The following is a 25338-nucleotide window of genomic DNA, read 5'->3' as shown; positions in this document are numbered from 1 at the left end:
GCCATGGACCAGAGAATCGTTGAGTTCATCAGCGCGCTGCGCTCAAGCGGCGTGCGCGTGTCGCTGGCCGAATCGGCCGACGCGATCAAGGCCATCGCCACCGTTGGGGTGACCGATCGCGAGACGTTCAAGAATGCGCTGAAGGCGACGCTCGTCAAAGAACCGGCGGATGTGCCGTCGTTCGAGCAGCTCTTTCCGCTGTACTTCGGCCACGAAGGCCCGCCGATGCAGCCGCCGCACGGCCTGAGCCCAGAGCAGCAGGAGCAGCTCCGGCGCGCCATTGAACAATTGCGCGAGCAACTCCGCCAACTGATGCAGATGCTGGCCCAGGGGCAGCAGCCCACGCGCGAACAGATGCAACAGTTCGCCCAAAAAGCCGGCATTGATCGCGGCATGCGCGGCAGCCGGCAAGTGCAAGAATGGCTGACCGAGCGGATGCTGCGCCAGATGGGCCTGACGCCCGAACAGGTCCAGGACGCGCTCGAAGCGCTGATGAAGCAGCTCAAACAGCAGGGCATGAGCGCCGAGGGCCGGCAGGAGGTGCGCGAGACGGTGGCGGGCAACGCCGAGGCGCTGCGCGAGCAGGTGGCGCGCTTCGTGGGGCAAAGCCTGCTCAACCAGCCGGATGACAACCCGCGCCGGCAGCGCATTGACGACCTGATGAACCGGCCGCTGGCCTCGCTGAGCGAGGCCGAAGCCGACGAGCTGCGCAACCACGTGCGCCGGCTGGTAGCCCGGCTGCGCTCGCGCGCGGCGCTGCGCATGCGTCGCGGCAAACAAGGCTACTTCGACGCGAAGGGCACCATCCGCTACAACCAGCGCAACATGGGCGTGCCGATCGAGCTGAAGATGAAACGCCGCCACCTCAAGCCCAAGCTCACGGTCATCGTGGACGTCTCGACCTCGATGCGGCCGGTGGCCGAGTTCATGCTGCGCATGGTCTACGAGATGCAAGACCAGATCAGCAAAGCGCGCTCGTTCGCCTTCATCAGCGACATGCACGAGATCAGCATGATCTTCGCCGAAAACCGGCCACAGGACGCCGTCGAGATCGTCCTGCGCGAGCTGCCGCCCGGCTACTACAACACCGATCTGGGCCACAGCCTGAGCACGTTCTGCGAGAAATTCTCCGATTCGGTGGACAGCCGCACCACGTTGATCTTCGTCGGCGATGGGCGCAACAACTACAACGACCCGCGCACCGATCTGGTGCAGATGCTGCGCATGCGCGCGCGCAGGGTGATCTGGTTCAACCCAGAGCCGCCCTATCAGTGGGGGCACGGCGACAGCGACATGCTGGCTTACGCGCCGCTCTGCCACGCGGTGCACCAGGTGGCGACGCTTAAACAACTGGCCGACGCGATTGACGATTTGTTCCAGACCCGATGACCCGCCCATCGCAGACATCGCCGCATCACCTTCGGCCGGCGTTGCGCGTGGGCGTAACCGCCGGCCTGACCTTGGCGCTGGCCGCCATCGCGCAGCAAGCGCCTTCGTCACCCGGTATGCGCGCACTGGGCACGTTCATCATCATGATGGGCTTCGGCGTCGCCGGCTACTTCGCCGCGCGGCGCAGCGGCGTGCTGCATCGCAACGCCGGCTACAGCGTGGGCGCGCTCAGCGGGCTGATCGCCGGCCTATGCGTCTCTTGCGCCTTCGTCGTGGCTTCGTTGCTCCAGTCGTTCGATCCGGCAAGCGTTGAGCGATTACAAGCCGAGGTCGCGCAGCAGCTCTCGCCGCTGCAGGTCCAACAAATGGAAGCAGCGAACATTGACCTGGGCACCCTCACGCAGTTCTCGCTGGCGCTGAGCATCGCCTGCTGCGGTTTGGGCTTCCCGATCGCAGGCTTGACGCTGGGCGCCTTGGGCGGCGCGAGCGGCGCAATGCGAAACCATCGCGCTTAAGCATCAGCAACCATGAAGAAGGTTCGCACCCCTTCACAGATCAGGGCGGCGGAGACGGCCCGCAAGCGTGCGCTGTTCGTCGCGACAGTGGGCGCCGCCGTCGGCGTCATCACGCTGCTGTTGTCAAGCACGTTCTTGGCGCTGCATTGCGTCATTGCGGCGGCCGTCGCCTTGTCGGGCGGCATCGCCGCAGCGCGCGCAGCCGTCCCCATCGAGCCGCAGTCCTTCCGCTCCGCCGGCGTCACCGGCGGCATCTACGCTGCATTGGGCTACGTCCTGCCGTTCATGATCTACAACTTCGCCCGTTACCTCAGCGTGAACGACCAGACCGTAGCCGAGCGCGCCGCCGAACTCACGTCGGATCAGATCGCGATGATGGAACAATTCAACGTCGTGCTCGGCGCGGAGTTCTTCCGCGGGCAGGACGTCAGCTACATCTTCGGCTATTTGCTCTTCGCCCTGCTGTTCGGTTGGATCCTGGGCGTCGTGGGGGGCGCGCTGGCGAAGCGTCAGATGAGTTGACGCCCGCGCCACGCAACTGCGCGGCTTTTGCGCGCCGATGCGACGCGCTCAGCGTGGCCCCACCGACCTGTGGTAACGTCTTAGCCCAGATCAATCCCCTCTTGACCGACGGCCAACGACCGCGCGCGTTGAGTCATCGAGGCACGAAAAAGGCAGGTAAATCAAATCACCGTGTCACTCACCCAATCCGCTTCAACCCCATCGAAGACGGTATTCGAATCTCCGGTCATCCCGGCAGTCAAGCAAACCCCCGTTCGATCCGTACCTTTCACCAAGCAGTATGGCTTTCGCCGAACGGTGGTGCAGCGCGTCGAAGCCTTCCTGAAGGCAAACGAGCTGAGCACGCGCGACTTGCCGGCCATGTATGTCAAGTCGGCCATTTGCCTGAGTTGGTGGGCGATCAGCTATGGGTTGATGCTCTACAGCGGCGTCGCCGGTTGGCACTTTCTCGTCGCGCTTTTCTTCGCGCTCTCATTCGGGCTGGCGACGGGCAGCATCGGCTTTAACATCATGCACGACGCCAACCACAACGGCTACTCCGATCGGCCATGGGTGAACCGGTTGCTTGGCCTCACCGTCGAACTGGTTGGGCTGAGCAACTTCATCTGGCGGCAACAGCACAACATCTGGCATCACACCTACACCAACATCGCCGGCCTGGACGAGGGGTTGGAGATGGACGGCTGGGTGCGCAACAGCCCGCGCGACATCTGGAAGCCGATTCACCGCTTCCAGCATCTGTATGCGCCGATGGTGTATGCGCTGGCCGGGGTTGGGCTATTGCTCGGTCGCAACTTCCAGGTGTATTTCACCGGCCGGTCGGGCGACACCTTTCGATACCCGCCCATGTCGCGCAACGACAAAATCGTGTTCTGGATCGGCCGCTTCATCAACTTGATGGTGTATCTCGTGTTGCCGGCGCTGGTGTTCGGCATTGGCGGAGCGCTGATCATCTTTGCCGTCACGTCCATGGTCACGGGCTTCGTCATGGCCGTCATCTTGCAGATGGCGCACGTGATGGACGATGTGGAGTTCCCTGAACCGACGGGCGACCCGCTCAAGATCGAGAACGAATGGGCGATTCACGAGGTGCAGACTACGAGCAACTTCGCGCCGAACAATCCTATTCTGAACTGGTATGTGGGAGGCTTGAACTACCAGATCGAGCACCACCTCTTCCCGCACATGTGCCATCTGGTGTATCCGAAGATCGCGCCGATCGTGAAGGCAACGTGCGAAGAGTTCGGCCTGACCTATCGTTGCTATCCCACCTTCCGCGCGGCGCTGAAGCACCACTGGCAATCGCTGCGCGAGTTTGGCCGGCAACCGGTGTGAGTGCGTTGAGGTTAGGCGGAGACCACCGCTTCGCCTAACCATCCCTGCTCCCGCCGCGCGCTACTCGTGCACCACCACCATCCGCATCAGATAGTCGCTGCCGGAAAGCGCGATCGCCTGATCGCCGCCGGCCGGGCGCCCGCGCCGCGTCAGATTTTTGGCTTTTAGCGATTTAGCGTTGTTCTTGAAAGTAGCGTAGATGATGGTATCGTCCGGCGCGGCGATCACTGCGTCGGCGACGGTGGCATCTTTCGCCAATTTAGCGGTGAGCACCCCCTTGCCGGCCCGGCCCTGAACCGGATATTCCTTGAGGGCCACGCGCTTCGCGCGCCCGTCGGTCGAGCCGATCACGACTTCCATCGCCTTGTTGGCTTTATCCACGACCGCCAGGCTGGTCACGATATCGCCCGCTCCGAGCTTGATGCCGATGACGCCGGCGGCGGGCAAGCCCATCGGTCGCACCTCGTCCTGCCTGAAGCGGATGGCCATGCCTTGTTGGGTAAACAGCATCAGGTCTTCGTGACCCTGAGCTAAACGCGCGCCGATCACGCTGTCGTCCTCGGCTATGCCGATGGCCGTGAAGACTTGGCCGGGCACACCGGGCAAAATGCCGGCGGCGCTGCGCTTGACCATTCCATTAGCCGTAGCGCAGACCAGATAGGGGCCGGCTTCATCGTCACCCTTCTGCACCGCCGCGCGATCCACCGCAAACGCGCCGGCCACTCCGTCGTCTGGCGGGAAGGCGCTGATGGCGCTGAGCGACACGCCTTGGCCGCGGGTCACATCCTCTTGCGGCAGCGCGCCCACGTTGAGCGCCACCCCTTTGCCCGATGCCCCGATCACGTACACCATCTCTTTGGTGTACGCCCTGATAATGGCGGCCGGGGCCACTTCGGCAGCGCCGGTCACTCGCGGCGGCGCGCTCACGCGTCCGATTTTGCCATTCTGCCCGATGATCACGTAGGCCGCCTCGTCGCCGATCAACTCATGGGCCGTGAGCGGGAAGTCACGGGGCGCCGGCTGGCGATTGCCAGGAGCTGCCTTACCGCTCGTCCCACCCGCTGCTTGCTGCCTGCTGCCTGTTGACCTCCGGCCCTCGGTGCCTGCCTTTTGTCCGCCGGCCTTTGACCCTTCCTCTATGCGGCCCACGATCGTGGTGCGTCGGCTGTCGCCATATTTGTCCTTCAGCGCTTGTAGCTCCTCTTTGATCACGCCCAGGATCTTGATGGGGTTTTTGAGCAAGTCTTCGAGGTATTTGATCAGCTTGCGCTTCTCGGCCAGCTCCTCCTCCAGCCGTTTGCGGTCAAGTTGGGTCAGCCGGCGCAGCGGCATATCCAGGATCGCTTGCGCCTGCACTTCGCTAAATTGGAAGCGCTGGATCAGCCCGCGCCGCGCTGCCTCGGTGTCGCGCGACGTGCGAATCAGGCGGATGATCTGGTCAATGATGTCCAGCGCTTTCACCAAGCCTTCGAGGATGTGGGCGCGTTGCTTGGCTTCGTCGAGGTCGAACTCGCTGCGCCGCTTGATGACGAGCAGCCGGTGTTCAATGAACACCTGCAACATGCGGCGCAACGGCAAAATGCGCGGTTCGCCGTTCACCAGCGCAAGCATGATCACGCCGAAGGACGTGCGCATGGCCGTATGCTTGTAGAGGGCGCTCAGCACTTGGCGCGGATCGTCATTTTTGTTGATGTCAATCACGATGCGCATGCCGCGCCGGTCGCTCTCGTCGTGGATGTCGGTGATGCCGGTGATTTTGTCGTCGCGCACCAGGTCGGCGATGCGCTCGATGAGCGCCGATTTATTCACCGCATAGGGCAGCTCGGTGATGACGATGTGGTTGCGCCCGCGTGTGCCTTCCTCGAAGTGCACCTTGGCTTGCACGGTGATCTTGCCGCGGCCCGTGGCGTAGGCCGATTTGATCGCGTCGCCGCCCTCGACGCGATCATCGTAGCGAAAGGCGATGCCGCCCGTGGGGAAGTCAGGGCCTTTGACGAACTGCATCAGCTCATCCACATCAACCTCGGCCTCAGGCAACAGCCACTGTTGCAGTTGCTTTGCGGCGCCGCGCTTAGCAGCGATGCGGTCAATGATGAACGCGATCGCATCCACGATCTCGTTCAGGTTATGCGGCGGGATGCTGGTGGCCATACCGACGGCGATGCCCGTCGCGCCGTTGAGGATGAGGTTAGGCAGCGCCGCCGGCAGCACGGTCGGCTCGCGTGTGGTGCCGTCGTAGTTATCAGTGAAGTCAACGGTGTTTTTCTCCAGGTCGCCCAGCAGATCCATGGCCGGCTGGCTGAGGCGCGCCTCGGTATAGCGCATGGCCGCCGGCGGGTCGCCATCCACGCTGCCGAAGTTACCCTGGCCGTCCACCAACGGGTAACGCATCGAGAAGTCCTGCGCCATGCGCGCCATCGCGTCGTAGACCGACTGGTCGCCATGGGGGTGGTACTTGCCCAGCACGTCGCCGACGATGCGCGCGCTTTTGCGATAGGGCGCATCGGGACGCAGGCCGGTATCGTACATCACATAGAGAATGCGACGCTGCACCGGCTTCAAGCCATCGCGCGCGTCCGGCAGGGCGCGGCTGACGATGACCGACATGGCATAGGAGAGGTAGCTGGTTTGCATCTCCTGATTGATGTCGGTGCGCCGGATGCGGCCGAAGCGGTTGTCTTCAAGTTCGATCACGCCCTGGACGGGGACGCGGCCATCGTTGCCGTTGCGTGTGGATGGGGGTTGCTTTTTGGCCATCGGACGTTTGTTCTAAGCCGGATTATACGCAGCGCCGGCTATGGCGACTGCTTTCTGCATTCTGCGCGATAATCTACACGGCCTGAACCACCTGCAGATGCGAAAAGAATACGCGGACAGATAAAATCGGAGGACTGTCTTGACTGATTCGCCCAAGCGCGCGTCGTTTCTTTCATCTTTTCTCGCTACGCTCACCCTGGCCGGAGCAGGCGCGATTGGTGCTTACGTGGCCTTCATTCGACCATGGCATTTGCGCTGGGGCGCTACCGAGGAGGAGGCCAAGCGGCCGCTGCTCGGCGACTCGCTCATTGAAAACGCCAAATTGCAGGCCACGCATGCCATTTCGATCCATGCCCCACCGGAGGCGATCTGGCCATGGCTGGTGCAAATGGGCCAGGGGCGCGGCGGTTTCTATAGCTACGAGTGGATTGAACGCCTGCTCGGCCTGTATCCCAGCAACGCCAACCATATCATCCCATCGCTGCAGGAGTTGCACGCTGCCGACGCTGTGCCACTGGCACCGGATGGCGTCGGGTTGCCGGTGGACATCGTCGTGCCCAATCGCACGATCGTGATGCACGCGGACGCGCCCATCCAGGCGCGGATTGCCGTGATGCAAGCCGGATACTACCGGCGCGTAACCTGGACATTCCACCTAGAACCGATTGACGCGACGAACACCCGACTCATCGAACGCTGGCGCGCCGACTGGGAGCCGACGTTCGCAAACACCCTTGTCATTCGCGCCCTGCTGGAGCCAGGCGCTTTCATTATGGAGCGGCGGATGCTGCTGGGCATCAAGGCGCGCGCCGAGCGCGCCTGGGCCATGCGCGAGTGGACTAATGGGCAGTGAGCCGCTCGTAGACCTGCTCCAATCGGGGCACAATCGCCCGCCAGTCGTAGGTCGCCGAGACGAAGCGATAGGCGCTTTCGCCAAGGGCAACGCGACGCGACGGGCTGCGCAGCAGCTCGGTCAAGGCGCCGGCAAATTCCTCCGGTCGGTCGGCCACGATCATCTCGCGCCCCGACGTCACCGGGAAGCCCTCGCAGCCGAGTGATGTGCTGACGATGGCGCGGCGCATGGCCATCGCTTCGAGCAACTTGAAGCGCGTGCCGCCGCCAGCCAGCAACGGCGCGATGTAAACGTCGGCCTGCGCAATGTAGAAGCGCACATCGTCCACCTGGCCCGTGAGCGCGATGTCGGGATCGGCGCGCAAGGGGTCAAGGCGTGGGCTGGGCTTTTGGCCGACGATGCACAAGCGCACGCCGGGATGGGCCTGCTTGACCATCGGCCACACGCGCTGAGCAAACCATAACACGCCGTCCACATTAGGCCGAAAGTCCATCTTGCCGGTAAAGACGAGGGTCGGCGCGCGAGGAGCAGGCGCGGGGCAGTCGAAATTCGCGTAGTGGGCGACGTCAATGCCGTTGTAGATCACGGCGGGGCGGATGGACGGTTCGAGGCGTTGTAACGCTGTCGCGTCCTCGGGCGAGACGCACAATACAGCGTCGGCGACGCGCAGCGTCCGTCGCTCAAACGCGCGCAGCCGCTGCCATTGCACAAACGAATAGCCCGCACCATGCCAGCGCTTGAGGCGGCGCACATCGGCCTGGAAGGTGCGCTTTTGCAACACATACTCTGCATTGTGCGCATCAAAGACGAAACGCGCGCTGTGAGGCCGTCGCGCAGCGCCGATCATATAGCGCGCCAGCTCGATCCCTTCGAATTGCACAACGTCGAAGCGATGACCGCACAGGTGCGCATGGAGCATCCGCTCGAACGTCGGCGACCACAGGCGCCACGCCATGTCGGGCAGCGTGGAGGCCGCCAGCGCGCGCAGGCGGTCGCCCAGCGCGCGCGCAGGCGCCGGCGCAATGACCACACGCTGGCACGCTTGACGCAACGGCGCAGGCAGCTCACCGCGCGCATCCTCGCGCCGTTCGTCGAACGAAAGAAGCCAAATCTCATGTCGGGCTGCCAGATGTGAGATCAGCCCCCAATTGCGCAGCGCGGTCCCTTGCTGAGGTGGATACGGCAACTGCGGCGTGAGAAAAAGCAGGCGCATGGGAGTTTGAAGTTTACGGGCCACGACCCGCAAGCCGTCATCGGCCAATCAGATCAGCCGAGCGCCGCACGGTAGACCTCAAGCGTTTCTTGGGCGGCGCGCGCCCAGGAGAAGTCCCGCGCGCGGGCCAAGCCGCGACGCGCATACTCGGCATGCAAGGCGTCGTCGGCCCACAAGGCGAGTATATGACGGGCGAGTTCAGCATCGTCCGTCGGGCTGTGGAGCAGCGCAGCATCGGCGACGATCTCGGGCAAAGCGCCGGCGTTGCTGCACACCACCGGCGTGCCGCACGACATCGCCTCGAGCACCGGCAAGCCGAAACCCTCCGAGTGCGACGGCATCACCAGCAGCCGCGCCTGGCGATACAAGGCGCCCAATTTGTCCTCGCTCACCCACCCCACAAACTCAATGCGCTCGGCCACGCCCAGCTCGCGGGCCGCATCGCCCAGCGCCTCATCGCGCCACCCCGGCGCGCCCACGATGACGAGGCGCACCTCGCTTGGCAAGCGCGCCAGCGCGCGCAGCAGCGTGCTTAAGTTCTTGCGAGGCTCCAACGTGCCCACAAAGAGGATAAATCGAACATCGCGCATCGGAGGCGCAGCATGCGCCACCGCGCCGGACTCGACCTTCGGTGCTCGGCCGGCGGCTTCGTACACCACGATGACTTTCTCGGACGCGGCTTCCGGAATCAGGCGCAGGATGTCCTGGCGCGTGAAGCGCGACACAGCGATGATGCGATCGGCTGCCGACGCCGACCAACGGATGCGGCTGTAATAGCGCGCGCCATCGGCGCTCATCGCCTCCGGATGTTCCATGAAATACAGGTCATGAATGGTGATCACTTTGCGGAATCGCCCTCGGCAGGTGATGAAGTCTGGGGAATGAAGCACGGTGCACGGCGCGCGGCGCAGCCCCAAGCAGGCCAGTTCGATGGGCAAAGTCAGATGTTCGTAGCGGTGATGCGCCGGCGTGACCGCTCGGACGATGCCGACGTTCGGGGGCACCCAGCCGGTATCGGCGTCGCGCCGATCCAGCAAAATGCGCAACGTGAACCACGGCGCGCGCAACTCGGCCAGGGCGCGCACCAGCCGCTGCGCGTAGTACGACACGCCCGCCTTGCGGTAATACATCAGACGGCAGTCCACGAGGACTGAGCAGGGCTTGCAGTCGGAGACGCGCGACACCACAGATATCTTAATCTTAGCAACTGCATTCGTCCTTGCGCCATGGCGCGCCGGCCTATTGAAGCGCCGAACGCGGCTCGATGCGGCCGTAACTTTATAATCGGTTTGTGACCCTATCCACGGATCGTTTGCTTGAGTGGTATCGCCAGCTCGTGTTGATCCGCCAGTTCGAGCTGCGCGCGATTGACGAGCGACGCCAGGGATTGATTCCTGGCTTCATCCACCCCTACATCGGCGAGGAGGCGTGCGCTGTCGGCGCATGCGCAGCGTTGAACCGCGACGATGTGATCACCAGCACGCATCGCGGCCATGGCCACTTGATCGCAAAGGGGGGCGACGTGCGCTACATGATGGCCGAGCTGGCCGCGCGCGAGGCCGGCTATTGCCGCGGCAAAGGCGGCTCGTTGCACATGACCGACTTCGACCTCGGCATCTTGGGCGCGAACGGCATCGTCGCCGGCGGCATCCCCATGGCCGTCGGCGCGGCGCTGGCCTTCAAGATGCAGGCCGCATCCACCGGCGCGGGGCTGCGCGTCGCCCTGGCATTCTTCGGCGACGGTGCGACCAACGAGGGCGCGTTCCACGAAGCGCTCAACCTGGCCGGCCTGTGGCGACTGCCCGTGGTATTTTTTTGCGAGAACAACCAATATGGCGAAGGCACCCCCCAGCACAAACAAGCCCCGGTCACCCAGCTCAGCAAGCGCGCCGAGAGCTACGCCATGCCCGGCGTCACGGTGGACGGCAACGATGTGTTGGCCGTGTATGAGGCCACGCAGCAAGCAGTCGAACGCGCGCGGCGTGGGGACGGCCCATCGTTTATCGAGGGCGTCACCTATCGCTATCGCGGCCACTACGAGGGCGACCCGCAGGTCTACCGCTCACGCGAGGAGGTCGAACGCTGGCAAGCGCGCGACCCCATTCCGCGCTTTCGTCGCATACTCGTTGAACGCGGGATCAACGAGGAGCAGATCGAAGCAGTGGAAGGCCAGGTGCTGGCGCTCATCGAGGAGGCCGTAGCCTTTGCACGATCTGCGCCGCCGGCACGCATAGAGGACGCACTGAGCGGCGTATACGGCAACCATCATAACAGTTTGGCGTTCTAAGTTCGCTTAGATAATAATAACGACTTCAATGCAAAATCTAAGTGCATTGTGAAAACGCAGCAAGTTCGATTTATCCCCAAACACTTTCACTTATCCCCAGCGCGTCTGGGAGTTGTCCACATTTTGGCCCGCTTGCGACGATTGTTTACTCTTCTTAAATATGGAGATAATTTTGACCGACACGAAGTGGATCCCGAATTATAGGGTATGACCTACATCTAAGACCCACATGTAGCCAGTAGTCATGTTCGTCGCCTGTGGACGCGTTGTGAAAGATTTGTGGATAGCAAGCTCCACAAGCCAGCGCGCAATCCGCACAAAGCTACGACGCGCCTCCGGTGTGATGGTGGCGGCCGGCCTGCTGCTCGCTCTGCTGCGGTTCGAGGCGCCGCCTTATGGCGACCGCGAGGCGCATCTCGATCGCATACTGGCCGGCAAACACTTCGACCTAGCGGGTTGGTGGATCGAAGCGATGGCAGCCAAGCTCAGCTACGAGTTGATCCCGACACATGAGGGCATGAGCGACGCGGAGCAGGCCGCTTTCGTGCAGGACTACATGCACGACGTAGCTGAGTTCAAGCGTTTGGTTGGCCAGATCGAAGCAATCTACAGCGACCTCAAAGTGGGGGACGCTGCTGCGGCCAGCGCGGGGCTGCGCGCCCAACGCGACGCCCTGCGCGCCAGGCTAAACGTCCGACAAGCCATCGTCGAGGCGATCCTGCAAGACCAGGTGCAGAGCGTGCTGCGCGAGGAAGGCTTCGCCGTCGCCGGCCAGGTGATGCCGCCGCTGCGCTTCCGCTTTACCGAGCTGCCTGACCTGCTGGTCATTTCACGCCGAGACAAGATCGAGCGCATCGCCTCACGCGAACTCGCTGCCGGTTTAACGCTGGAAGAGAAGGCGCGCCTGGAGGAAGCAGTGGATCGCCGGTTCGACGTGTCGTCGTTAGTCACGCCCATCGGCGGGCTGGGCGCTTACCCGACCATGCTGCCGGAGACGTCAGCGCTCCACTGGGTGATCGGCGTCATCGCCCACGAGTGGGTGCACAATTACCTGATCTTCACACTCAGCCCGGTCGGCCTGAACTTTTTCTCTAGCGCAGAGGCGCGCACCATCAACGAAACCGCCGCCGTGATCGTGGAGCGCGAAATTCGCGAACGGGTGGCACAGCGTTACTATCCGGAGCTGAGCGCGGCGCTGGCCAGCGACACACAAGCCAGCGCGGCGAGCGATACTAACCACAAGTTCGACTTTCGCGCCGAGATGCGCCGGACGCGCGAGCGCGTGGACGAGCTTCTGGCGCAGGGCCGGGTTGAAGAAGCCGAAGCCTACATGGAGCAGCGCCGCATCCTGTTCGTGCAAAACGGCTATTTGATCCGCAAGCTGAATCAAGCCTATTTTGCCTTTCACGGCGCATACAACGCCGATCCGGGCGGCTCGCCTGCCGCCGGGAAGGATCCCATCGGCCCGGCGGTGCAGGAGCTGCGTCGGCGCAGCCCCTCGCTCGGCGCTTTTCTGCGCGAGATTGCCGCCATCCGCGACTTTGACGACCTGCAGCGTCGGCTCCAAGCAGGAACGCGCGACGCAACAGGCAAAACCTGACGCATTCGCCGCCGCATCGTTGGCGCATCTCACCCGCGCAATGCTATACGACATCACCCGCACCCTTACGCCGCGCTCGGCCGTCTTCCCCGGCGATACACCGGTGTCCATCACCCCCACGCTGCAGAGGCGCGCCGGCGACTCATGCAACGTCACGGCCATCACGATGAGCGCGCACGCCGGCACGCACGTGGACGCGCCGCGCCACTACAGCGACGACGGCGCGGGCATAGACGCTGTGCCGCTGGATGTGCTGATCGGACCAGCCCGCGTGGTCACGCTGGAAGCCGCCGACGCAATCACCATCGCCGACCTGCAAAACGTCATTGGCGATCTGCTCCACGCCATACGCGCTGCGCCGCGCCTGCTCATCCGCACCCGCGCCAGCCACATCCCGGACGACGTCTGGGATGACACCTTCGCCCACGTCGATCCGCAGGCGGCCGACTGGCTTGGCGCGAACGGCCTGCGGCTGATCGGCACCGACGCGCCATCGGTGGATCCGGCGGCAAGTCGGGCCTTGCCGGCACACCGTGCTTTCTTGCGACATGGCATCATCATCATCGAGAACTTGCGCCTGCAGGGTGTGCCAGACGGCGAGTATGAGCTGCTGGCGCTGCCGCTGAAGATCGCAGGCGGCGACGCCGGGCCGGCGCGCGTCGTGTTGCGCCGGTGCGCGCCCTAACGACGGCGTCGTCATTGCCCAGCACTTCTCGACGCCCAAGGCACAGGCGGTCGGCGCGCACCCACGGTCAACGCCGCACGCTGGGGCAGCCATTCTGCTACAATCTTCGCCATCATGACGCTTGCCCCAGACGCGATCCCAACGGCGGACATACCTCTGGCGACCGACACGCGCCCAGCGCCGACGCGTCGGCCGGAGTGGTTGAAAGTGCGCATGCCATCCGGCGAGACTTACCACAACCTCAAGCGGTTGATGCGCAGCAAATCGCTGCACACCATCTGCGAGGAGGCCAATTGCCCGAACATCGCCGAGTGCTGGGGGCGCGGCACGGCCACCTTTCTGATCATGGGCGACGTGTGCACCCGCTCATGTGGTTTTTGCGATGTGAAGACCGGCATGCCCAGCCCGCTGGACTGGGCCGAGCCGCTGCGCGTGGCACAAGCCGTCAAAGCCATGGACCTCAAACACGTCGTGATCACATCGGTGAACCGCGATGAACGCCGGGACGGCGGCGCGCCGATCTTCGCCCTGACGATCCGCAAGGTGCGCGAGCTGCAGCCGGGCTGCACGGTCGAGGTGCTCATCCCCGACTTCAAGGGCAACCGCGCTGCGCTCGAAATCGTCATGCGCGAGGAGCCGGACATCCTCAACCACAACGTCGAGACGGTGCCGCGCCTGTTCAAGAAGGTGCAGCCGCAGGATCGCTACGAGTGGGCGCTGGAGACGCTGCGCAACGCCAAGGCGATCCAACCCGACGCGGTCACCAAGACCGGCATCATGCTCGGCCTGGGCGAGACGCCGGATGAAGTGCTGGATGTGATGCGCGACCTGCGCGCCATTGACGTGGACATCCTGACGCTCGGCCAGTATCTACAGCCGAGCAAGCGCCACCTGCCCATCGAGCGCTACTACACACCGCAGGAGTTCGCCGAATTCCGGCGCATCGGCTACGAGATGGGGTTCAAATGGGTCGAGAGCGGGCCGCTGGTGCGCAGCTCGTTCCGTGCCGAGTTCCAGGCTCGCGCGCTCTCCAGGCGCTGGCGTTACGCCCAGGCAACACCCGCCGCCTGATCCAGCGGCGCCACCGGACAAGCGTCGAACACATTCACGTCCGTTGACCGACACGAATCATGTACGCCCGGAGCAACTCACCAGACCCGATCAACGCGCCTGCGCGCGCCAGGGGCAAGGTGCCTCTAGGCCCTGCGCTGCTGGTCATTGCGCTGATCGTCGGAGCTGCATTCCTTGCAATCTATGCCTTGGCCTCGCGCGAGGCATCCGCCAGCGACCCCGGCATCATACAGGTCATCTATGTCCAACCGACCCCGATGCAGCCCCTGGTCGGCCATGCGTCAGCAAGCCTCACATCGGCGCTCGAGGCCAGCGTCGGCACGTCATCCGTTATTCCTCAGCCTCGGCGCGAGTGGTTGGAGTCGGCGGCCCGCCCCCTCATGCCCACGCGCGCTCGGCCCACGGCGCCCCCTCCGCCCACGGCCACGCCGGATGCGCGCAGCGCGCCGCCGCGCGCCGAGATTGCGCTGCTATCGGACGGATTTGCAGCCCCCCCCTGCTCACAACCGGCCGGGCAGATCATCACCGAGACGCTGGACAGCGACATCACCGTCGTGCCGATCACCGTGCACATTTACCTGCCGCCCTGCTATGACCCGGAGCGCTACGCCTATCCGACGCTCTACCTGATCCACGGCACTGCCTTCGAGCAAGGGGGCTGGCTCTACAACGGCGTGCCGCGCGTGGCCGATTTGCAAATGAGCCTGGGCGTGTTGCCGCCGTTCATCATCGTGATGCCCGGCGCGGACATGCGCGCCGGCGAAGCCAGCAGATACTCTTGGACGAACACCGGCCCAGGGTCGTACGACGACTTTGTGGTCAACGAACTGCTCCCCTACATTGATCAGCACTACAGCACATGGGCCGACCGCGACGGGCGCGCTATCGGCGGCATCTCGCGCGGCGGTTATTGGTCCATCGAGATCGCATTTGCCCACCCCGACCTGTTCAGCGCCGTCGGCGGCCACAGTCCATCGGTGTTTACTCGACTGGTGGGTGTGCCCCCCAATTTCAGCATGCTCAGCATGGCGCGCTCGATTGATGCACTGCGCGACCTGCGCATTTGGCTGGACTCCGGCAACGCCGACTGGGCGAAGGTGGACATGCGCAAGCTGATGGACGACCTGGACGCCGCCGGCGTGCCGTATCACGCCGAAATCGGCGAAGGCGGCCACGAGGACAGCTACTGGACATCGCGCGTGCCGGACTATCTGGCGTTCTACGCAGCGTCGTGGCCGCGCGTCCCACGCGCCAAGATGCTCGACCGAGCCGCCGCCCCCTGACATGCGACGTTGGCTCACCTGGATCGGCGTCGGCATCAGCATCGTCTTCCTCTTTCTGGCGCTGCGCGGGATCCACTTCGAGGAGTTCGCACTGGCGGTGCAACAGGCCAACCCATTGTGGCTGTTGCCCGGCGTCGGGTTCTACGTGCTCACCGTCATCGTGCGCACGTGGCGCTGGTCGTATCTGCTGCGGCCTTTGAAGGCGCTGAGCGTAGGCCAGCTCTTTCCCATCGTCGTGATCGGCTACATGGGCAACAACATCTATCCGGCGCGAATCGGCGAACTGCTGCGCGCCTACGTGCTACGGCGCGACACCGGCGTGCCCATCGCCTCCAGCCTGGCCACGGTGCTGATCGAACGCATGACGGATGGCATCGTGATGATCGGCTTTGCCCTGGTCGGCCTGCAATCTGCGCCGAGCGTGAGTGCGCGGGCCGGACAGGTGATCACCTTCGCCATCGCGCTCTTCGCCCTGGCCAGCGCCGTGTTCTTCTGGATGGCGTTGGCGCCGGCGCGCGCCAATCGGCTGGCCGAGGCCGCCATCAACCGATTCGCCCCACGGCGCTTCCAGGCGCCGCTGTTGAGCGTGACTCATCGCTTCGTCCAAGGCGCGCAGAGCCTGCGCAGCCCGCGCGACGTGTTGGCGGTTTTCCTCAGCACGGTTGTAATCTGGCTACTGGAGACGATGAAATACGGCAGCGTGGCGCAAGCGTTCGACCTCGCGCTACCGTTCGGCGGCCTGATGCTGATCAACAGTCTGTCGAACCTTTTCACGATCATCCCCGGCGCACCCGCCGCCGTGGGCACATTCGACGCTGGCGGGATGCTGGGCGCGCGCGCGCTGGGCGTGGATGACTCGCTGGCGGCGGCCTACGTGCTCACGCTGCACGTGGTGCTGTGGCTGCCGGTGACATCGCTGGGCGTGTTCTTCATGCTGCGCGAGGGCCTGCGCTGGTCGGACTTGCGGCGGGCCGAGGAGGCAGCCGCGTAGGGCAGCGGCGATTCTGCCGACGAATACGCTTGCGCTGGGTTGCGCGCTACGACCGACGCCGGGCGTGGGAGCGGTGATCAGGTCAGTTGTCGGCCTGACGTTCATCCGTCGCACTTCCACCCCGGCGCGCGTTTGAAGCGCGGCCGGCCTCGCCCCGGACGATGCGGGCGAGCTTCGCCTCCATCTCCTTCCAAGCAAGCGGCGACAGGCCGTATTTATATTGGAGCTGCTCCTCGTCCATCGTCCCGGCGCGGTAGTCGCGCAGCGCACACGTCCAGCGCAGCATCTCGAAGGTGAGCGAATCCAGACCTGCCTGCGGCGCGATCTTGCGGTTGAAGATGTATTCCAGGTTGCGGCCGGTGCAGTCAAACAACCGACCGCGCGGTTGTCGGCGGCGCAGATGCTCATCCAGCGCCTGTAGGCACTCGGCAGAGATGGGCAACTGCCGCTCTTTGAACTTCAAGTGCTTCTTGTCGTAGCGCACCCATATCTGGCGCGCGTCGCGGTCGAGGTCGTCACGCGTCAGCCGCAAGCACTCGCTCTTCTTGATGCCGGTCTCCAGCACAAGGGAGATGATGGCCAACGCTCGCGTGTCAGGCCGCGCGCCGGCGGCGACCCGGCGAGCCGCCTGCAACACGGCCGCCGCCTGTGCTTCGGTCAGATGCGCCGGCAGCGGATCCACCAGCGGCTTGTAGGGCACGCTATCGGCGGGATCCACTGCGATGTAGCCGCATTCGCGCAGCCAGCGGAAGAAGACTTTGACCGACGTCAGGCGGCGTTCGACGGACTTGGGGCTATTGGCGTTCTTGCGACGCTCCTCATGGGCGATAAACGCGCGAATGCGGTCGCTGGTGATGGAGCTTAGCGGCGGGATAAGCTGGCTCTCGGCCATGAGAAAGCGGGCAAACCGATTCACATCGCCCCAGAAGGCTTTGCGCGTGTTGTCGCTGATCGGCCGGCGCTCGAGGTGCTGAGCGTAGGCCAGCAGCGCTTCATCCAATCGAGTTACCGTCGCCATGCCGACAGTGTAGCACAGATGTTCTATCCATGACAACCGCGGCGCGCCGCGCGTGCTATATTTCGCCTATGCAGTCACCGTTTCGAGCTCGCAACTGGATCATCTTCTTGTTGATCAACGTGCTCGTTTCGGCCGTCACTGCGTTCCTCGTTGTGCAAGCGTTCACGCAAGCGGTGAGCCGACCGGCCACGACCCGGATCGTCGCCGCTGCGACTCAGCCGATCGCCGCCGCCGCCGATGCTGCTCCACCTGTCGCCGAGGGCACAAACATCCCGCCGGCCGGCGATCTGTTTGCCGCTCATCAAGCGGCCGGCACCGCCGAAGCGGTTACGCTGCCGCCCCAACCCACCGCGACGACTCAGACGCTTGCGCAGGCCACCCGAGGCACCGTCCCCAATGTACGCATCAGCGCCGTCATCTATCCCGGCCAGCGCACGCGCGAAGCCGTGGTGATCGTGAACGAAGGCGACGCGGTGGACCTGACGGGCTGGACGCTTGCCAACCCTCGCGGCAAAGCCTACACCTTTGGCAATGTGGTGCTGCTCAAGGAGAGCTTCATCAACCTGCACACGACCAGCGGCGTGGACGTGCCGACCGATCTGTTCTGGAATCAATCGGAGGCCGTGTGGCGCGTGGGCGACGAAGTGGTGCTGCGCCGAGGCGATGAAGTGATCGCGACTTACCTTGTGCGATAACACAGGCGCCCCGTTGCGCAATCTTGACATTCGTCGCCTCTCATCCGACACTCGCCTTATACAAATGCTGACCAGCGCCGATGTGAAGAAACTGCTTGCCGCCGGACCCGGTGCGCGCATCGAAGTGCTCTCGCCCAACGTGGCCGGGCCAGAACGTATGGCGCGCTCGCTGGTCGCGCTGGCCAACGCGCGCGGCGGCGTGCTCGTCATCCCTTTCGGCGCAAAAGACAAAGTTTCGCCCGAAGAGGCACGCGACCGCGCGCTGCAGGCCATGCTCATGAGCGAACCACGCCTGATTGCGCCGTTGCCCTACTTCGTCGGCAGCGATCCGAATGCGCCGGAAGCCCTGATCGTCGAAGTGCCGGAGGGCCTGCCCAACGTCTATAGTCTGGACGGGCGCTACCTGACCCGCGAGAACGGACGCAACGTCGCCCTGGGGGCGCGGGCGCTGCGCGAGCTGATGCTCGTGCGCGGCGAGAGCACGTGGGAGTCGGCCACGCCGAGCGGCGCAGGCCGCGACGACCTGGATTGGCCGAAAGCAGAGGCCTATGCGCAGCAGGCGAGGGTCGGCGATGAGGACGCAGAGGACGTGCTGCTGCGGCGCGGGTGCCTGGTCAAGCGCGGCCCACAGGTCAAGCCCACCTTCGCCGGGCTGTTGTTATTCGGCCGGCAGCCCCAGCGCTGGGTGCGCAGTGCGGAGATCCTCTGCGCGCGCTTCGGCGGCACCGAGATGGGCGATGTCTTCGCTCGGCAGACCATCGGCGGGACCTTGCCGGAACAGATCCGCCGCGCCGAAGCCTTCCTGGCCGAGCACTTGGCGCACCGCGCGCGGCTGCGCGATTGGCAGCGCCGCGACGAGCCGCTCTACCCCCCCGGCGTGTTGCGCGAGGCCGTAGTCAACGCCGTCGCTCACCGCGATTACCGCCTGACCGGCAACCCCATTCACGTGCTGATGTTCAGCGACCGCGTGGAGGTGCGCAGCCCCGGCCGTTTGCCCGGCCACATCACCTTGAAAAACCTGCTGCGCGAACGCTATTCGCGCAACGAAGCGATCGTCCAAGTGTTGGCCGACATGGGCTTCATCGAGCGGCTGGGCTATGGCATAGACCGCATGGTGCGCGCCATGAAGGAAGCCGACCAGCCCCCGCCGGCGTTCGAGGAGACCGAAGCCGGCTTCGCCGTGACGCTCTACGCCAAGGCGATCGAGTCGGAAGCCCTCCCCCCGCCACAGACGGCGCAGCAACAGCGCTGGCAGAAGATGCTGGCCTATCTCAAGGCCAACGGACGCATCACCAACCGCGATTATCAGGAGCTGTGTCCCGATGTGAACCCGGAGACGCTTCGGCGCGACTTCGTGGACATGGTGGAGCGCGGACTGATCCTGCGCATCGGCGACAAACGCGGGACATACTACATCCTCAAGTAGCATCGCGCGCGAACGCCCGCCGCGATTCAGCGCAGCCAGGCTGCGCCTGCGGCCTGAGCTCCCTACACCTGCATAAACCGGCGCATCTCTTCTTCGATGCGCTTGCTGAGCGCCATGGCATTCACGGCGTGCTGCTGCAGGGCGATGTCCTCCGGCGTCTGCGGTTGCCACTGCGGCACCGCCATCGGCCGGCCTTCTGCGTCTATCGCCACATAGCCGATGATGCAGTGCGTGGTCTGGACGTAGACGCCGTCGCGCGGATCGCTGGCGCGCACATCCACCGCGACGTGCATGCTGGTGCGGCCGGTGTGGATCAACCGGGCGTGCACCTCCACCAGGCTGCCGATGAGGATGGGCTTGACAAAGCGAATACCGCCGACGTAGACCGTGACGCAGGTCTGGCCGCTCCAACCGATGGCGACGGCCGCGCCGGCCTCGTCAATCCACTTCATCACTGCACCGCCATGCACCTTGCCGAGCACGTTCTGCTCCGTGGGCTGGGCAAAGAAGCGCAGGGTCACTTCGCGAGGGCGCATAGTCGTCATAGCCACATGCTATCATCATCGCGCCGATGTCCGAAGCAAGCGCGACGCCGATCCGCCGGCAATACCTCGAACTCAAGCGCCAATATCCCGATTGCATCCTGTTCTTCCGGCTGGGCGATTTTTACGAGACCTTCGACGCCGACGCCGAGCTGGTGGCGCGCGAACTGGACGTGGCGCTGACCTCGCGTCCGGTGGCCAAAGACGTGCGCATCCCGATGGCCGGCGTGCCCCATCACGCCGCCGAGGGCTACATCGCTCGACTGATCGCGCGCGGCTATCGGGTTGCCATCGCCGACCAGGTCGGCAACGAAGCGATCAACGGCCTGATGCCCCGCGAAGTGCGCCGCGTCATCACCCCCGGCACCGTCGTCGAGCCGGGCATGCTGGACGCGGCGCGCCCCAACTACCTGTCCGCGGTCATCGGCGCTGCAGCGAACGACGAGCGACAGGCCACGACGCAATCGCCCATCGGCTTAGCTTACTGCGACATTACCACCGGCGAGTTCTGCGCCACACAACTGGAGAGCCGGGTGGAGTTGGAGCGCGAGCTGGCGCGCATCCAGCCGCGTGAAATGCTCACGCCGAATGACGGGGGACGCCCGACGCCGGCCGGGCGAGACGATTCGCCCTACCCCACGACCCCGCTCCCCTCCTACCGTTTCGAGTTGAGCCACGCGCGCCAAGCATTGCTCGACCATTTCAAGGTCAGCACGCTACAAGGGTTCGGGATAGAGGAGAAGCCATATGCCCTGCGCGCTGCCGGCGCCATCATCGCCTACCTGCGCGAGACCCAGCCGGCGGCGTTGAGCCAACTCCGCGAGTTGCGCACCTATGCCGTGTCGCAGTTCATGGGGTTGGATGCCGTGACGCGCCGCAATCTGGAGCTGCTCGAGCCGCTCCGGCCGGCCGCCGGCGGCGGCAAGACGACGCCAACGCTGCTGGGCGTGCTCGACAAGACGCTCTCGCCGATGGGCGCACGCCTGCTGCGCGCGTGGATTGCCCAGCCGTTGCTCGACCAGGCAGCCATCGAAGCGCGCCTGGCCCAGGTGGATGCGCTGTTTGGCGACGCGCTGTTGCGGGCCAAGCTGCGCGACGCGCTAAAGCAGATGCCCGACCTGGAGCGGCTGACGACGCGGGTGCTCAGCGGCATCGCCACGCCGCGCGATCTGCTGAATTTGAAGGCGGCGTGCGCGCGCGTCGTAGAGATTGGCGATTGGAGATTGGAGATTGCGCATCGCCTATCTTCCAATCCCCAGTCTCTAATCTCCGATCTCCAGCCCCTCATTGCCGGCCTGCGCGCCGTCGCCGACCTGATCGCCGCGGCGATTAAGGACGAGCCGGATGACGACGGCTTCATCCAGCCCGGCTTCAGCGCCGAGCTGGACAGCGTGCATCGCGCCGCGCGCGACGCCAAGCGCTGGGTGGCCAACCTCGAGCGGGTCGAGCGGGAACGCACCGGCATCAAGTCGCTCAAGGTCGGCTACAATAAGGTCTTTGGCTACTACATCGAGGTGACGCACGCGCACCGCGACGCCATCCCCAACGACTACATCCGCAAACAAACGCTGACCAACGCCGAGCGCTACATCACGCCGCAGTTGAAGGAGTATGAGGCGCTCATCCTGAACGCCGACGAGCGCATCGCCGAGATTGAACGGCGCTTGCTCATCGAGATCAACCAGGCCATCGCCGCGCATGCCAGGGCGCTGCTGGAGGCGGCGCAGGTCATTGCGCGCCTGGATGTGGCTGCAGCCTTGGCCGAAGTGGCCGCCCGCAACCATTACTGTCGCCCGCGCTTCAACGACGAAGGCCGCATCGCAATCAAAGACGGCCGGCATCCGGTCATCGAGCATTTGCTGCGCGAAACCCCATTCACGCCGAACGACGCCCATCTCGACCGTGACGCGCGCATCCTGATCATCACCGGCCCGAACATGAGCGGCAAGAGCAGCTACATGCGCCAGGTGGCGTTAATCGCGCTGATGGCGCAAATCGGCAGCTACGTGCCGGCGCGCGAGGCCGACCTGTGCATCGTGGACCGCATCTTCACCCGCATCGGCGCTCAGGACGAGCTGACCGCCGGCCAGAGCACCTTCATGGTCGAGATGGTGGAGACGGCCAACATCCTGCACCACTGCACATCGCGCAGCCTGGTCATCCTCGACGAAATCGGTCGCGGCACCAGCACCTACGATGGCCTGGCCATCGCCTGGGCCGTCGTCGAGTATCTGCACAACCACCCTGAGCACCGCCCATTGACGCTATTCGCCACACACTACCACGAGCTGATCCGACTGGCCGATGTGCTGCCCCACGTACGCAACTACAACGTTGCGGTGAGCGAGGAAGGCGGACAGATCGTCTTTCTGCACAAGGTGATCGCCGGCGGCGCCGACCGATCGTATGGCATCCATGTAGCGCAGTTGGCCGGCCTGCCGCCGGCCGTCGTGCACCGCGCGCAAGATGTGTTGAAGGAACTGGAGAACGGGCAACGGGCGCATGAGCGCCCCACGCCGACTGAGGATCGCCCGGCGCAGATGTCGCTCTTCGCCGAGCCATCGCCGGCGCTGGAGAAGCTCAAGCAACTCGATCCCAACGCGCTCAGCCCGCTGGAAGCGCTGACGGCGCTCTACGAGTTGAAGAAGCTCCTGTGACCGGCCGCACGCCGCGCGTGCATCGGCCATCGGCGTGCAGCCAGAGGCCGGGCGCCAGGGAGCCTGGGGCCGCTGCGACTTACTCGGCCGACTGCGTCGGAGACTCGACGATCATCGGTTTGATCAGCGGTGCCCCCCTGTCGTATTCGATCGCTGCCTCGATAAACGCCTTGAACAGCGGATGCGGGCGATTCGGCCGGCTCTTGAACTCCGGGTGGAACTGACTGCCCAACATGAACGGGTGATCCCGCAGTTCGCAGATCTCCACCAGCCGGCCGTCCGGCGAAAGACCGCTAAATACCAGGCCGGCGGCGCCCAAAGATTTGCGGAACTCATTGTTGAACTCGAAGCGATGGCGATGACGCTCGTGCACGACGACGGCGCCGACAGCCGAGCCGCCGCGCATGCCGTTGACGGGGTTCGCGCTGGATAGCTCGCTTTTGTCCAGCGCGCTCACGTAAGCGCGGTGCGCGCGGGTGCCGGGCACAAGCTGGCACGGATACACACCCAAGCGCATTGTCCCTCCCATGTCGCTGATGTCGCGCTGATCGGGCATCAAGTCAATCACCGGATAGGGGGTGGTGTGGTTGAACTCGGTGCTGTTCGGCTCACGGCTGTTCAGCACAAAGCGGGCGAACTCGATGCACATCACCTGCATGCCCAGGCATAGCCCCAGGTATGGCACCGCATTTTCGCGCGCATATTGGGCCGCGATGATCTTGCCCTCGATGCCGCGATAACCGAACCCGCCCGGCACCACAATGCCGGCCACGCGCTCCAGGCAATCTCGTCCCTCGCCGCGTTCGAGCGCCTCGCTGTTGAGCCAAACCAACTGGACATCGCGTCCACAGGCTACGCCGGCGTGATAGAGCGCTTCGCGCACGCTCATGTAGGCATCATGCAGCTCGACATACTTGCCCACGATGGCGATATGCAGCGGCGGCTTGGGCCGACGCATCTCCGCGCACATCGCCCGCCATGCGCTCAGATCGGCCGACGGGCAGCTCAACTGCAACCGCTCACACAGGTAATCCCCAAAGCCCATGTCCTCCAGCATCAGCGGCACTTCGTAGAGGTAGTTCGTGGTCACCATGGGCAACACCGCGCGCGGCTCGACGTCGCAAAACAGGGCGATCTTCTCGCGCAGCGCGTCATCTACCGGCTCGTCGCTGCGCGCGATGATGGCGTCGGGTTGGATGCCCGCGCCGCGCAGATCGCGCACGCTGTGTTGCGTGGGCTTGGTCTTCAATTCGCCGGTAGCGCCCACCTTGGGCAGGAAAGTGACGTGCACGTAAAACGTGCTGTCGCGCCCCACATCGCGACGCATCTGCCGGATGGCCTCGATAAACGGCATGGCCTCGATGTCGCCGACCGTGCCGCCCACTTCGACGATCACCACATCGGCGGTGCTGCTCTTGGCCACCAGTGAGATCCGCCGCTTGATCTCGTTCGTCACGTGCGGCACCACCTGGATGGTCTTGCCCAGATAGTCCCCCCGGCGCTCCTTGCTGATGACCTCGTTGTAGACCTGGCCGGTGGTCACGTTGCATGCGCGCGTCAGGTTCTCGTCAATGAAGCGCTCGTAGTGGCCTAGATCGAGGTCGGTCTCGGCGCCGTCTTCGGTCACGAAGACTTCGCCGTGCTGATAGGGCGACATCGTGCCCGGATCCACGTTGAGATACGGGTCAAGCTTCTGGATCGCAACGCGCAAACTGCGCGCCTTCAGCACGCGGCCGATGGCCGCCGCCGTCACGCCTTTGCCTACCGAGCTGACGACGCCGCCGGTGCAAAAAATGAACTTAGGCATGATTGCTCCCTTGGACAGAGTCTATGGAATCTTGCACTCTCCGATTTGACCTTTCGATCGTGCTTGCGCGCAAGCACGAAAAGCGCAGTAGGGAGCACCGCCATGCTCCCTACTAATTGAATTCGGCGTGGATGATCCGCAAAAGGACGATTAAGACGAAAGGGTCTGGTAAGCTGGCAGGATACTTTTAAGCCCAACCGACTTACCCGGACAATCTGAAGTATAACAAATGGCGTGTGATCGCACCGCTGCCGCCGGGGATTCGCGCCGGCGCGCAAGAAGCGCGACCGTCGCGAACCGCCGCGTGCAGCGAAGCCATGGTCTCAAGCGCAGTAGTCATTCGTGAACCGAGATTCCCTTATGAAACGCACCAACTTGAACGGCGCATGGCCGATCCTGATCCCCATCGTTCTGTTCCTGATCCTGCCCCTCTCCACACTGCCGGGGCTGTTCGACGCCGTGTTCATCGCGCTGATGGGCATTGCGCTGGTGATCGCAGCGTTGATCGTCGCCGCGCTGGCGACAAGCCGGCGCAACCCGGATCGGGCATAAAACGAGCAGGGAGTAATACCGCTTGCGGAGTCAAGGTGTGCTAAATAAACTTGGCGTATGAGAACAGGACGACCGCGACAACCGATTGAGATCGCTGAGAGCGTCGAGCAGTTGTATGCCCTGTATCGCCAGGAGAAGGA

General features: G+C 64.3%; 21 protein-coding genes. 15 read left to right on the top strand and 6 right to left on the bottom strand.

Translation table 11 applies throughout. From position 1 onward, the window contains the following. The first annotated feature begins 3 nt into the window (after window positions 1-3). The 4 genes from GXH28_RS10420 (at window position 4) to GXH28_RS10405 (ending at window position 3761) form a co-directional block, all read left to right on the top strand. Window positions 4-1389, top strand: coding sequence for a VWA domain-containing protein (locus tag GXH28_RS10420; protein ID WP_169238964.1), 1386 nt, complete (start codon window positions 4-6; stop codon window positions 1387-1389). Next, entirely contained in the window at window positions 1386-1904 is a 519-nt protein-coding gene (locus GXH28_RS10415; protein ID WP_169238963.1) for a hypothetical protein, read from the top strand. Before GXH28_RS10420 ends, GXH28_RS10415 begins: the two co-directional genes overlap by 4 nt. Before the next feature lie 12 nt (window positions 1905-1916). Next, on the top strand, window positions 1917-2426 hold the full coding sequence (locus tag GXH28_RS10410) for a hypothetical protein (protein WP_169238962.1): 510 nt from the start codon (window positions 1917-1919) through the stop codon (window positions 2424-2426). 171 nt (window positions 2427-2597) lie between these two features. Next, the gene (locus GXH28_RS10405; protein ID WP_169238961.1) at window positions 2598-3761 is read left to right on the top strand and encodes a fatty acid desaturase; all 1164 of its coding nucleotides are present in this window, start codon (window positions 2598-2600) and stop codon (window positions 3759-3761) included. Window positions 3762-3821: 60 nt separating this feature from the next. On the opposite strand, the gene GXH28_RS10400 is transcribed toward GXH28_RS10405, so the two are convergent. Beyond that, on the bottom strand, window positions 3822-6518 hold the full coding sequence (locus tag GXH28_RS10400) for a DNA gyrase/topoisomerase IV subunit A (RefSeq protein WP_169238960.1): 2697 nt from the start codon (window positions 6516-6518) through the stop codon (window positions 3822-3824). Between the two features lie 139 nt (window positions 6519-6657). On the opposite strand from GXH28_RS10400, the gene GXH28_RS10395 reads away from it, so the two are divergent. Beyond that, entirely contained in the window at window positions 6658-7371 is a 714-nt protein-coding gene (locus GXH28_RS10395; protein ID WP_169238959.1) for a hypothetical protein, read from the top strand. On the opposite strand, the gene GXH28_RS10390 is transcribed toward GXH28_RS10395, so the two are convergent. Then, complete coding sequence (locus GXH28_RS10390; protein WP_169238958.1) at window positions 7358-8584, bottom strand: glycosyltransferase; 1227 nt, start codon at window positions 8582-8584, stop codon at window positions 7358-7360. The genes GXH28_RS10395 and GXH28_RS10390 overlap by 14 nt on opposite strands. Window positions 8585-8637: 53 nt before the next feature. Then, window positions 8638-9768 (bottom strand): glycosyltransferase, encoded by a 1131-nt coding sequence (locus GXH28_RS10385; RefSeq protein WP_169238957.1) that lies wholly within the window; start codon window positions 9766-9768, stop codon window positions 8638-8640. Window positions 9769-9875: 107 nt separating this feature from the next. Between GXH28_RS10385 and GXH28_RS10380 the strand changes: the two genes are divergently transcribed. The 6 genes from GXH28_RS10380 (at window position 9876) to GXH28_RS10355 (ending at window position 16501) form a co-directional block, all read left to right on the top strand. Further along, the gene (locus GXH28_RS10380) at window positions 9876-10871 is read left to right on the top strand and encodes a thiamine pyrophosphate-dependent dehydrogenase E1 component subunit alpha (protein ID WP_169238956.1); all 996 of its coding nucleotides are present in this window, start codon (window positions 9876-9878) and stop codon (window positions 10869-10871) included. Between the two features lie 343 nt (window positions 10872-11214). Then, a complete protein-coding gene (locus GXH28_RS10375; RefSeq protein ID WP_206156798.1) occupies window positions 11215-12471 on the top strand; it encodes a hypothetical protein in 1257 nt (418 codons plus the stop codon). A 40-nt stretch (window positions 12472-12511) separates the two neighbouring features. Beyond that, on the top strand, window positions 12512-13156 hold the full coding sequence (locus GXH28_RS10370; protein ID WP_169238954.1) for a cyclase family protein: 645 nt from the start codon (window positions 12512-12514) through the stop codon (window positions 13154-13156). Between the two features lie 114 nt (window positions 13157-13270). Continuing rightward, a complete protein-coding gene (gene lipA / locus GXH28_RS10365) occupies window positions 13271-14227 on the top strand; it encodes a lipoyl synthase (RefSeq protein WP_169238953.1) in 957 nt (318 codons plus the stop codon). Between the two features lie 59 nt (window positions 14228-14286). Then, window positions 14287-15510: an alpha/beta hydrolase gene (locus GXH28_RS10360; protein ID WP_169238952.1), complete on the top strand. Its 1224-nt coding sequence runs from the start codon at window positions 14287-14289 to the stop codon at window positions 15508-15510. A gap of 1 nt (window position 15511) precedes the next feature. Further along, window positions 15512-16501 carry a lysylphosphatidylglycerol synthase transmembrane domain-containing protein gene (locus GXH28_RS10355; RefSeq protein ID WP_169238951.1) on the top strand — a complete coding sequence of 330 codons (990 nt, stop codon included), beginning with the start codon at window positions 15512-15514 and terminating at the stop codon, window positions 16499-16501. A gap of 82 nt (window positions 16502-16583) precedes the next feature. On the opposite strand, the gene GXH28_RS10350 is transcribed toward GXH28_RS10355, so the two are convergent. Then, a complete protein-coding gene (locus GXH28_RS10350; RefSeq protein WP_169238950.1) occupies window positions 16584-17519 on the bottom strand; it encodes a tyrosine-type recombinase/integrase in 936 nt (311 codons plus the stop codon). A 68-nt stretch (window positions 17520-17587) separates the two neighbouring features. On the opposite strand from GXH28_RS10350, the gene GXH28_RS10345 reads away from it, so the two are divergent. Both GXH28_RS10345 and GXH28_RS10340 read left to right on the top strand, forming a co-directional pair. Continuing rightward, a complete protein-coding gene (locus GXH28_RS10345; RefSeq protein WP_169238949.1) occupies window positions 17588-18214 on the top strand; it encodes a lamin tail domain-containing protein in 627 nt (208 codons plus the stop codon). A gap of 82 nt (window positions 18215-18296) precedes the next feature. Then, window positions 18297-19640: an ATP-binding protein gene (locus GXH28_RS10340; protein WP_169238948.1), complete on the top strand. Its 1344-nt coding sequence runs from the start codon at window positions 18297-18299 to the stop codon at window positions 19638-19640. Between the two features lie 62 nt (window positions 19641-19702). Here GXH28_RS10340 and GXH28_RS10335 read toward each other — a convergent pair whose 3' ends face one another. Further along, window positions 19703-20176: an acyl-CoA thioesterase gene (locus GXH28_RS10335; protein ID WP_169238990.1), complete on the bottom strand. Its 474-nt coding sequence runs from the start codon at window positions 20174-20176 to the stop codon at window positions 19703-19705. A 35-nt stretch (window positions 20177-20211) separates the two neighbouring features. On the opposite strand from GXH28_RS10335, the gene mutS reads away from it, so the two are divergent. Beyond that, window positions 20212-22839 carry a DNA mismatch repair protein MutS gene (mutS, locus tag GXH28_RS10330; protein ID WP_169238947.1) on the top strand — a complete coding sequence of 876 codons (2628 nt, stop codon included), beginning with the start codon at window positions 20212-20214 and terminating at the stop codon, window positions 22837-22839. A gap of 79 nt (window positions 22840-22918) precedes the next feature. Here the strand turns inward: mutS and GXH28_RS10325 are convergent, their stop codons facing one another. After that, complete coding sequence (locus tag GXH28_RS10325; protein WP_169238946.1) at window positions 22919-24646, bottom strand: CTP synthase; 1728 nt, start codon at window positions 24644-24646, stop codon at window positions 22919-22921. 360 nt (window positions 24647-25006) lie between these two features. Here GXH28_RS10325 and GXH28_RS10320 point away from each other — a divergent pair, with 360 nt between their 5' ends. After that, window positions 25007-25198 carry a hypothetical protein gene (locus GXH28_RS10320; RefSeq protein ID WP_169238945.1) on the top strand — a complete coding sequence of 64 codons (192 nt, stop codon included), beginning with the start codon at window positions 25007-25009 and terminating at the stop codon, window positions 25196-25198. Window positions 25199-25338 lie beyond the last annotated feature (140 nt).

This window comes from Candidatus Roseilinea sp. NK_OTU-006, from assembly GCF_012931985.1.
Lineage (GTDB): Bacteria > Chloroflexota > Anaerolineae > J036 > Brachytrichaceae > JAAFGM01.
Note: the sequence above shows the minus strand (reverse complement) of the source record. Positions and strands in the feature narration are given on the sequence as shown.